General features: G+C 63.6%; 13 protein-coding genes. 2 read left to right on the top strand and 11 right to left on the bottom strand.

The genetic code is table 11. The features are described 5' to 3' along the window. The coding region (locus tag Y09_RS17245) for a hypothetical protein (protein WP_148639616.1) at positions 1-918 on the bottom strand (918 nt) is incomplete at its 3' end. Positions 919-945: 27 nt separating this feature from the next. Further along, positions 946-2,256 (bottom strand): ISL3 family transposase, encoded by a 1,311-nt coding sequence (locus Y09_RS10310; protein WP_053917631.1) that lies wholly within the window; start codon positions 2,254-2,256, stop codon positions 946-948. A 183-nt stretch (positions 2,257-2,439) separates the two neighbouring features. Between Y09_RS10310 and Y09_RS10305 the strand changes: the two genes are divergently transcribed. Both Y09_RS10305 and Y09_RS10300 read left to right on the top strand, forming a co-directional pair. Next, positions 2,440-2,910: a hypothetical protein gene (locus tag Y09_RS10305; protein WP_148639615.1), complete on the top strand. Its 471-nt coding sequence runs from the start codon at positions 2,440-2,442 to the stop codon at positions 2,908-2,910. Beyond that, positions 2,910-3,209 carry a transcriptional regulator gene (locus Y09_RS10300; RefSeq protein WP_053917629.1) on the top strand — a complete coding sequence of 100 codons (300 nt, stop codon included), beginning with the start codon at positions 2,910-2,912 and terminating at the stop codon, positions 3,207-3,209. Before Y09_RS10305 ends, Y09_RS10300 begins: the two co-directional genes overlap by 1 nt. A gap of 497 nt (positions 3,210-3,706) precedes the next feature. Here the strand turns inward: Y09_RS10300 and Y09_RS10295 are convergent, their stop codons facing one another. The 9 genes from Y09_RS10295 to Y09_RS10260 all read right to left on the bottom strand — a co-directional run bounded on the left by Y09_RS10295 (position 3,707) and on the right by Y09_RS10260 (position 9,933). Further along, positions 3,707-4,012, bottom strand: coding sequence for a hypothetical protein (locus Y09_RS10295; RefSeq protein ID WP_053917628.1), 306 nt, complete (start codon positions 4,010-4,012; stop codon positions 3,707-3,709). A 63-nt stretch (positions 4,013-4,075) separates the two neighbouring features. Further along, a complete protein-coding gene (locus Y09_RS10290; protein WP_053917627.1) occupies positions 4,076-4,444 on the bottom strand; it encodes a DUF2185 domain-containing protein in 369 nt (122 codons plus the stop codon). After that, complete coding sequence (locus tag Y09_RS17240; RefSeq protein WP_148639614.1) at positions 4,441-5,007, bottom strand: hypothetical protein; 567 nt, start codon at positions 5,005-5,007, stop codon at positions 4,441-4,443. The genes Y09_RS10290 and Y09_RS17240 overlap by 4 nt, the downstream gene beginning before the upstream one ends. Before the next feature lie 37 nt (positions 5,008-5,044). Next, positions 5,045-7,435, bottom strand: a complete 2,391-nt coding sequence (locus Y09_RS10285) for an HNH/ENDO VII family nuclease (RefSeq protein WP_082358756.1) — start codon at positions 7,433-7,435, stop codon at positions 5,045-5,047. A 13-nt stretch (positions 7,436-7,448) separates the two neighbouring features. After that, complete coding sequence (locus Y09_RS10280) at positions 7,449-7,814, bottom strand: DUF6507 family protein (protein WP_053917625.1); 366 nt, start codon at positions 7,812-7,814, stop codon at positions 7,449-7,451. A 4-nt stretch (positions 7,815-7,818) separates the two neighbouring features. Next, entirely contained in the window at positions 7,819-8,160 is a 342-nt protein-coding gene (locus Y09_RS10275; protein WP_053917624.1) for a hypothetical protein, read from the bottom strand. Further along, on the bottom strand, positions 8,160-9,233 hold the full coding sequence (locus Y09_RS10270; RefSeq protein ID WP_148639612.1) for a DUF6177 family protein: 1,074 nt from the start codon (positions 9,231-9,233) through the stop codon (positions 8,160-8,162). Before Y09_RS10270 ends, Y09_RS10275 begins: the two co-directional genes overlap by 1 nt. Continuing rightward, the gene (locus tag Y09_RS10265) at positions 9,233-9,547 is read right to left on the bottom strand and encodes a pore-forming ESAT-6 family protein (protein WP_053917634.1); all 315 of its coding nucleotides are present in this window, start codon (positions 9,545-9,547) and stop codon (positions 9,233-9,235) included. Before Y09_RS10265 ends, Y09_RS10270 begins: the two co-directional genes overlap by 1 nt. Before the next feature lie 32 nt (positions 9,548-9,579). Next, positions 9,580-9,933, bottom strand: a complete 354-nt coding sequence (locus Y09_RS10260; RefSeq protein WP_053917622.1) for a hypothetical protein — start codon at positions 9,931-9,933, stop codon at positions 9,580-9,582. Positions 9,934-9,944 lie beyond the last annotated feature (11 nt).

Raw genomic sequence — 9,944 nt, 5'->3', positions numbered from 1 at the left:
ATCTGGCTGCACCCACAGCGGCACATCGCCCTCCGGACTCAGGGCCCAGCCCGAAATCTGTTCACGATACGACTCCGCAGGAGCCGTGATATCTCCAGGATCAGTATCCTGGTCAAGAGATTCGCTCGCCCCGACCACAGAAGGCACCTCGCCACGCAATGGAGCATCCATCGCCTGAAGCACGTCTTCCCGTGGCAGCGCCTCGACGCCGTTATCGTCGAATAGTTTCGCCTCGACCTCGAGGACGCCCGCCGGCGAGAGAGTCTCCTCCGGGATCAGCATAGTCCCCCCACCCACCTCCTCTACAGAGACCGGCAGCGTCGGGTCAACCTTTTCAAACCCAGCGAATTGATCACTAATCCAAACTATATACCCAGGCCTAAATTGCCAGATACTGGAATGATCCTCTATCTCAAACAACTCGCTATCCGTTATGACGACATAGGCTGGATCCCATGCTCGAACTGCAGCCTTGACCAAATCCTGATGCCATGAAGCATCCGCGACAATTCCTTCACGGATGTCTACACCGAAGCGGTGCCTCAAGCGTCGCCGTCCCGCCACCTCCTGGGTGCCGCCCTCAGCGCGGCAGGTGAACTCCGACAGGCCAGAAGGGGAGAATTCTACGTCAGAGACAGACCCATTAGTCCGAAGATAGTCGTCGAATATCTGCACAAGGACCTCTCGCGTGCCATCCCAGCCAAGATTGCGTCGACGGCCATCCGAATAACCGAACACTTGCCAATCTTTACGATTCAGAATCGCTCCAGCCGAGCTCATAAATACCATGGATCCATCCGCAAGCCACTCTGCGGACTCAGAGACTCGAAGCCACTTAGCATCCAGATACATGACACCCGATCGCTCATCGGACACGCTATCGCTAGACTTGTTCAGTTGCCCAGACTGAAAGTTCATCGAATTTCACACCTTGACTAGTCTGGCTCATCGCATTTGAGGGTGTAGGAGGGGTCTGAAGCCTCCTGCTTCGAGGAGACTTCGGGCGATGTAGTGGGCGAGGTTGCGGAACCCGAGGGCGGAGCCGCGGAGGTGTTCGAGCCGGCCGTTGATCGCCTCGGTCGGACCGTTGCTGGTGCCGGGCCGGTCGAAGAAGGCCAGCACGTCAGCTGCGCGTTTCGTCAGCGTTCGGCCGAGCTTGACCAGCTCGGGCAAGGCGTCAGGTACCTTCTTGCTCAGCGCGGTGATGAGCTTATCCATCATCGCTTTGGCCTTCGCCCGGTCGGGTTCTCTGTAAGCGGCGACCATCGCCTGGTAGATCTCCCATGTCGCCTCGACCGCGACGTGCTTCTCGCGCTCGAACAGCGCGCTGAGACGCTCGCATTGGCGGTCGGTCAGCAGCTTGGTCCCGGTGTGGAGGGTGCGGCGAGTCTTGTAGAGCGGATCGTCCTTGCGGCCCCTGCGCTTGTGGAGCTGCTGCTGAACACGTCGCCGGCAGTCATCCAGAGCGTCCCCGGCCAGGCGGACGACGTGGAAGGGATCCATGACCGCGACCGCGTCTGGCAGAGCCTCGCCGGTCGCGGTCTTGAAGCCGGTGAAACCGTCCATCGCCACCACCTCGATGCGCTCCTTCCATGCCTCGGGGCGGGCGTCGAGCCAGGCCTTGAACGCCGCCTTGGAGCGGCCCGGGATCATGTCCAGCAGCCTCGCCGGGCCGGTCTTGTTCCGTGCCCGGGTGAGGTCGATGATCACGGTGACGTACTTGTCGCCGCGCCGGGTATGGCGCCAGACATGCTCGTCGACCCCGAGCACGCGGACGGCGTCGAAGCGGGCCGGGTCATCGATCAGCAGCCGCTGGCCCTCAGCCAGGACGGCGTCGTTGGCGGTGTGCCAGGCAACCCCGAGTCCGGCGGCGATCCTTGCGATCGTGAGGTGATCGATGACCAGAGCTTCCAGTGCCCACCGCATTCCACCGCGGGAGAGTTTCGCCCGCTCAGCCGCTGCAGCGGTGGTGTCCTCGCGCCAGCGGTTCCCGCAGTGATCACACCGGTACCGTCGGATCCGCACCAGCAGCGTCGTGGGGCGGTGGCCGAACGGCTGGTGAGCGAGACGACGAGCGATCGTGCCCCGCGAGGTCGACCTCGCTCCGCAGGCGCGGCACCACGGATCCTCCTCAGCGAGCCGGCACTCGAGTACCGCCCGTCCGGCCGAGAGGCGTTGACCGACAGCGACCAAACCGAGTTCGTCCAGACGCGCAAAGGTCGTCAGATCAGGGCTGTCGAAGGTAGCGTTGGGCACGTCGAGGTCTTCCTGATGGCGAGCGTCAGAACTTCCATCATCGGGAGACCTCGACACCTATCCCGGCACCGACGCGCCCAAACCACGACCCGCAGCTACCCCCTCAACTGCAAAGAGCCGCTCATCCAGCGACTCCGATAGAACTGGTGGTGTTTCCGAACCGGCAAGTGTAAGGTTGCCGACATGGAAAGACGTGAGCAAGTGGGACCAATCAACCGCGATGACGCACAGTCTCAGCTGGAATCGTTGGCGGCTGATCGTGCGGCGGCGGGCGCTCGTGCTGCAGCGCCGTGGTGGTTGATCATGTTGCATGGGGCGAGCATCGCGGGGTTCGCCCTGTCGTTCGGTCTCGGTGACGGACAGGCGGTCGGTTTCGGGGTGAGTGTTCTTGTGTTTGTGGGGCTCGGCGTGATTCGTCCGTGGGTGACCCGCACGCACGCGGAACCATGGTCGAGGTCTAAGCGTGCGGTCGCTCCAGGTGTGATTCAGTTGCTGCTTGCGGTCATCATCATCGCGGTCGGGGTGATTGCCTACGATCAGTTCGGTATCGAGTGGGCGTTGTGGCCCACTGCACTTCTTGCCGGCGGCACAACGGTGCTGTTTGGGATGCAGATGGAGCGAGCCCTTACGCGCGACGTTGCTGAGGGGGCTTGATGGTGTCAGGCACCGTTTCTCGCTTCGATGAAACCATCCATGGTGTTGTGCGGCTCCGCATCTGCGGAATGCTCGCGCGTCTGGGCGCCACTGACTTCGCGGTCATTCGTGATGCCCTCGAGGTGAGCGATCCGACCCTCAGTAAGCACCTGAAGCAGTTGGAGCAGGTCGGCTATCTCCGCCTCCATAAAGGGCTCACGCTCGGTGGACGCACCAAGACGTGGGCCGAGATGACTGATGCCGGACTGGTCGCGTTCAAGGGGCACGTTACCTTCCTGCGCGAGGTCACGGGCGAATAGGAGTTCCGCGTGCTTCCGCCGCCACACAACGCCTGCTCTGCTCTCGTTAGGTAGACGCTTTATCGGGCTCTTCGCAGCTACCCCCTCAACTGCGAAGAGCCACTAGTCTCGCATTCTCGGACGATCTTTCTACTGGCTGTAGCGCCCCGCTCCGTCGACACGTGCCATTCAAGAGTCGCCCCCTCCTGAAGCGCATCTAGTTGCCGCCGAAGCTCGCCCGTTAGCGATCTTGCAACCCCTTCTGCTTTGTCACTATGTGGGGCGCGAGCGAGGACTTCATATCCTCGTTTTGCTTCAAGATCCACTTCCTGGGGAGGATCCCCCTGAAGGTACGGCCGTCAAATGAGACATGCTTTCCAGGATTGTCCGGATCTGGAACTGTGATCTCTGGAATTCGGCCATCTTCTGTCGGATTGAGACCGCTGATTTGCTCCTGGTATGCACGCCACCCTTCGTCCTTCAGAGCCGAGGGGCGGCTCTTGTACTCCACCCCGGGCTCATTGTGCTCCCACCACGCGACTTCCTTCATCTCCGTGCCGAAACTCGGGGCGTTCAGGGAACCAGATTTCGGCTTCGTGGTCGAGGCCCTCGCCCGTGAACAGGCGGAAGACGGGCCTCTCCCCCGCCGCGTCGAGGAGGACCTCGATCCTCGTCACGGCGGCATCGAGCACCCCGGGGTCGGACGACGGCTCCAGCGGGACCACACTGTTCGCGCGGCGGGTCACGCCGCCGGAGCGGAGCACCGCAAACCCGTCCACCTCAAGGCGGGACAGCGCCCGCCACCCGCCGAGCAGAGCCTCCACGAGTGCAGTGCCGGTGAGAGCAGGAGACGCCGGTCGACGGGAGCGGGATGCCATGCGGTGAGGCTACTGGCCGCGGAACTGCGGCGGGACGAAGAGCTCCTCCCGCGGGATCTCCCGCCCTGTGGGGGTGTCGACGATGTGCAGGCCGGTCTCGTCCCGCACCAGCTGCAGGTCCGAGCCGACCGGGAGGTCCCAGATCCCGATCAGCGCCGGCTCGATCGCGCACAGCTCGTTGAAGTCCACGATCCGCCAGTTCGAGGTGTCGTTGAGGTAGTCGGACTCATCGATATGGCCCATGATCTGCCACCCGTTGTCCGCCGGCGCCTGCGACGGACGACGCACCATCCACCGCACCTTCCCGCGCCCCTCCAGCACGTTCAGCGTCGCCAGGCACGCCCCGGCCTTCGGGATGAACTCGATCGACTCACTCATCGATTGACCTTTCCTTCCGATCGTTCCATGTACTCACGCACGAGCCCCGGAAGTACGTCGCGAGGCGACCTCACGAGCTTCTCCCCCAACGAAAAACCGGTCACTTTGTTGACGATGATCGACATATCGATATCCGGCCTCGCAAAGACTACGTCATAAAAAGGTTTCAGATGCTCATCGCTGGCAGCCATCGAATCCAAGGCTTCCAGAGGAAGTCCGAAGCGAGGTGACCGGAGATTAATATCCGCACCGCCGTCAAGCAGGCGCTTCAGAACCTTCGCCTCCGCTCGAAAATTGTGCTCGCGGAAGCTCCCGAAGAAGAGCACGTGGAGCACATTGATGTTGTCGTCATCAATCACTACCGACGGGTCTGAACCATGATCAAGAAGAAGGCTTGCAATGGCGACCCGATCTTCCGGCGACGGATTTCGAAGAGCCCCGGCGAGCGCCCTCCTCCAGCGCCGATCCTGCCAATCTATAGCACTAAATCCCTCAAACCACTCCTCAAAGTCCTGATACGACACCTCCTTGGCACGATAGAACGGATGATCCATCTTTGCCATCAAAGCACCCTCCTAGCACCCACTGATCACTCGGGAATCACCTTTCGTCATCGTGGGAACGATTTCGAGACGGATCCTCAGCCTGATAGTACTTCGCCTTCCGATACTCTTCGACGAACTCCTTGGTTGTCATTTCTCCGCGCATATATTCATCATGCAAGGTTGAGTATTTCTCTGTTGCAACATGCCCCATATCCCATTTGCCGGCGCGAGATTCACCCGGCGTCCACTCAATCAAACGCCACTTTTCTCCATTGGAGGCTGTAAACACATCACCCCCAACGGCATGATCTCGCGCACGAACGTACATCTGTCGATCATTCTCAAATTTCGGGAGATTTCTAAGCTTCCCAAACTCCATCTCGTCTTGAACTCGTTGCCGCGAGGCTGTCCAAACATCTTCGACCTGTGTTGCGGAGTACGACGGCCGGTGGTTCGCGTACGGGAGGAGGTCTCCGTTGGCATCGTAGCCGTAACTGTTCGGGATCCCCTTCGCGTCCATGCCATGGCCCGACAGGCTGCGGTTCTCGGCGACCCACTCCCCCGCGTCGGGATCCCATCGCATGGTCCAGCCGCGACGGCCTGCGGTGTCCTCGAGCAGCAACGGCCGGCCATTGCGGTGATCGACCGGCTGTCCATACTTGTTCTGCGGTGCGCGGTCCAATGCGGCCTGCGCCTCACCCGGGGTGGGCCTGGACATGATGCCCTTGTACGCCTTGGTCTCGCGGCCCGAGGGACCTTCGTACGTCGACGGGCGGTACGTCGTGGCGGCAGTTCCAGGACGTCGCCGTTCCTCGGCGACTGCCGCCGCTGCCTCCTGCGCACGAGCCTCGCCGCGCTCCCGTTCGGTCATCGTGACCGATTCAGACTCAGGCGCCTCCTTCGTGGCAGGTGTATCTGCTGGAGCATGTTCCTGATCAGGCATCTCAGGGTCGTCGGTGCGGTTAGACTCTGCTGTCGTCGAGTCGTCGGCGCTGTCTCTGCCCGCTGCTCGGTCATCGGGGACCGTGGTGGACGACTCTCCCACGCGGTCCTCTCGCCAGGGAGTGCGGTCGCTATCCGCACCGGTCGGCGATGAATCGTCCGTCCCAGTCCGGTCCCGCGGGACAGCCGGCGGAGCGGTCTCCGCCAAGTCCACTTCGTCCAGAACGCTCGTGCGGCTCCCGGACGCCGAGAGGCGCTTGCTGAAGACCGTCGAAGCACCCTCGACAAGTCGACCACCACCAGGGACCAGGAAGTCCAGCGCGCCCCCGGCCACTCGCGTGGTCTTGCCACCGCGACGGGTGGCGCCGGCCGCGCGGCTGCCCTTGATGCCGGCCTTGCCGGCTCCCGCCGCCCAACCGCCGATCGGAATCGCGATCAGGACCGCGTCGATCCCGACCTGGGTGCCCATCGCAACGGGATCATCCTTCCACTGATGCCAGCCGTCACCCCCAGCCGCAGCTTCCGCGCCGTCCCAGCCGACCATCGCGCCGACGCCGTCACGGGCGGTCCGGTGGCGATCCTTGATCACCTGTGCAGGTTCAGTATCTGAGATCCCTGGGACATAGGCGAGATACGAAACCGGCGAAATAGTTACCGTGGCCGCAGAGACGAAGTCCACCGTGCCGAGCCAAGCCTGCTTGGCAGTCTCTCCACGTGGAGTCGTCTCATCTCCGTCGAATCCGAAGAAAGACGTCGCGCCGTACCACGTGTCCTTCGCCCAGGTGCCCGCGCCAGATGCGACCGACTGCCCGCAGTTCTTCGGCTCGGGGTCGGGATTTCCCCACGGCATCGGCTCGGACGAGTTCAGGACCTGATCGGCCGTGACCGCCGTGTAGCTCTCCTCGAGCGTCCCCATCTGCAGCTCATTGATCCTGTTGGCGCAATACGTCGCCGCGTTCGACACCTTCTCGATCAGTACCGCATGCCGTCCGAGCAGCTCTTCATTGCGCTGCCTGGCGGGACTGTGCTCCCACCACGCGACCTCCTTCATCTCCGTGCCGACGGCCGGGGCGTTCGGGGAACCGGATTTCGGCTTCGCCTCCTCGTACCCGGCCTGGGCCTCGGCACGGAACTCCCATGCCTCTTCCTCCAGAGTGAGGAGGTCGAGGCTGATGCCCTGGATGATGTCCGCGTACGTGTCCAGATGCGTCGCCGCGGAGATCAGCCGCTTCTTCATGTCCTCGGCCGCGTCACGCGGGTCGTCCATCAGTGTGTAGACCTGCTCCTGCTCAGGCCCCTCATAGCTCGCCGGAAGCCGCGACCAGCTCATCCGGATCCCGGAGACCTGATCTCTCACGTCTCTTCCCATGGTTCGCAGCGCATCTGCGCCGCTGTGGATCTGCTTCGTGTCCAGGTGCATGGATCGGCACACGAAGTGAATCGGGTTGATGAGGCCCTCGAGGTCCACCGGATCCGGCGCCCCGCCCCCTGCCGGAACTGTCATCTCTCCCCCTTTGTCAGCCGAGCAGCCCGTGCTTCTCGAAGTAGCTGAAATCCCCGTCGTCGGCTGCGGTCGCTGCCTTGGTCTGGAAGACGCCGATCATCTCTTCCTGACCGTTGTTGTACGCGGTCGTCGCGTTGGCGACTCCCAGCCGTCCCGCGTCGATCCCGTTGATGATCGTGGCGAGATTCGTCTGCTGGTCCTCCATGAGGCGATTCAGGGCGTCGGGAATGCATGCGGTCAGCCCGCCGCCCCAGTCCAGCCCCGTGTAGCAATCGGCAAGCTGCTCTTCGCCCACTGCCTTGTGCAGCCCCTCGTTGTCCTCGCCCACCGAGTCGAGGACGCTCTGCACCCCCGCGGGGTCGATGTTCCACCTGCTCATGTCATCACTTCCTGTCGCAGACGACCCCAGAGAACGCCTGTGCCATCCGTTCCACCGCTTCGCGAGCGGTCTCGGCAAGGCTGTGGTCCGGGATCACGATGTCGGTCCAGTACTGGTAATGCCGGCGAGGTCTGCTCACGAGCAGCTCGATTCCCGCCCCGCCGATGGTCACCTCGACGCTCGGGAACGCCGAGATCACGGTGGTCTGGCTCAGGTCGACATACAACGACAGCCCCGACTCCGCGAACTCGAAGCTCTCGGCGTCCGGCAGGAGCTCGGTCAGTGCCCGGTTGGCGATCTCGGTGTCCATCGGGCGATCACTGAGCACGACGATCTCGGTAGGCATCAGGAACGCCCCCGATCCGCACGTTCGAAATCCACCGCGAGTGCCGACGCGAGGCGCTCCTCGTCGAGGTCGTGCGCAAAGGCGACGAACTGGGCCCACACCGGGTCGGGCCCCGACAGCCGCAGCAGGACGCTGGGAGCGCGCCGGGATCCGACGTGTTCGACATCGTGCTTCCGAGCGAGATCGTCGACGTCCAGGCCCAAGTCCCTCACTGCCCACGCACCGATGAGCACAGCAGCCGGTTCGTCCGGCCACCGCGACGCCGCCCTCTGGCCGAGCCCGTAGTCGGTCTGGACAGCATGGGCCAGCGATACCATCGCCACGGTGGGGCGGAAGTCCTCCGCCAGCCTGGTGAGCGCCCTGTTCACCGGCTCGTGCCGCGCGATGTGAGCTGCTCCGCCGAGCTTTCGGTGCATCTCGTAGTCGCCGATCCAGATCAGGCCGCGGGTGTTCTCGAGCAGCCCGGTGCGAGTTCTGGCCACGGTGGTGGAGAGCGCCGAGTTGTACCCGTTCACGGCGAGATGGGGGCGCGAGGCGGGCATCTGCTCCTGGATGGACCGAGTCATCGCAGCGGGGTTCCATCGCCTGGTCGCGGGTTCGTGCACGCCCCATGCGGCGAGTTCCGGGAGATCGAGATCCTGCAGGAAGGTGTCTCCGAGTTCGCCGATGACTGTCCCGGAGTCGGCGCGCTGACGGGCGTAAATGTCCACGGACAAGCAGGCGTGCCCGGCGAAGGGCTTTCTCGTGAAGGCCTCGTGGCGTCGGCTGTCAGAGGCGGGTTCTTCCCACAGCTCGGTGAGCTCCTGCACCTCATAGCCCGAGAGTGCGCTGTACAGGCTTCCGGAGCTGTCCCGGAAAGCCCACATGCCTCCGGCCCGCCGCAGGCGATCGGCGACCGCCCACGTGATCCGCGATGTCGCAGGGGTCAGCAGGACCGGCCGACGGTCGGACGTCTCGACGTCGTCGAGGAAGCCGCTCAGAGCGGCGCTGAGGACAACCGTCTGTGCGCGTGATTCGTAGACGAGGAGATCCGCCGGCCACGAGTCCGCGACCGGGTGCAGCACTGCCGGCATCAGCCGGGAATAGCCGCTTTGGCCATCGCCAGTGCGCGGCGTGCGACCTCGTCGTTCTCCTGGAGCGAATTGCGGATCGCCGTGATGACGGCCCGTACCTGCGTGCCGGCGGAGTTCCACTGCCGCTCGAGCGCTGCGTACTCCTCGGAGACGCCGTCCGCCTGGTACTCCGCCATCGCGGCCTTGACATCGCCGTCGCGGCGGTCGAGAAGCGCCTCGAGTCGCGCGGCGACCTGCTCGAAGTTCGCCTGCACGCTCTCGGACGAGCCGATGTTGTACGAGTTGCGATCGATCTGGTTCTGCCCAGTGTTCATCATTCCCCCTGAATGAGTGTTGTTCCGAGTCCTCAGGCCTGCGGTGCGATCCGGCTGAGGAACGCCTCTCCGCTGAAGTCGGTCCGCGACTCGCCGCCCTCGTGCACGGCGGCGCCGTCCTGGGCGCCGGTGGTGAACGCCCGGTCCTGCCCCTCGATGGAACCGACGATCCCGGCGAGCGCGGAGTTGAGCGCGTTCGCGATGCTGTCCGTGCGCGCCTTGAAATTATCGAACGTGGCGCGGGCCGGGCCGTTGAACTGCCCGGCGAGCGGCTCCGCGGCCTCTACGAGGGCGCGGACGTGAGTGCCGAGGTCGTCGGACTCCGTCTGCGACCGCTGCCCCAAGCGGTGGAGCGCGTCGGACTCCATGTCGAACTTCATGTTCATCGGTGTGTCTC

The sequence above is a fragment of the Brachybacterium sp. SW0106-09 genome, assembly GCF_001293905.1.
GTDB classification, from domain to species: Bacteria; Actinomycetota; Actinomycetes; order Actinomycetales; family Dermabacteraceae; genus Brachybacterium; species Brachybacterium conglomeratum.
Note: the sequence above shows the minus strand (reverse complement) of the source record. Positions and strands in the feature narration are given on the sequence as shown.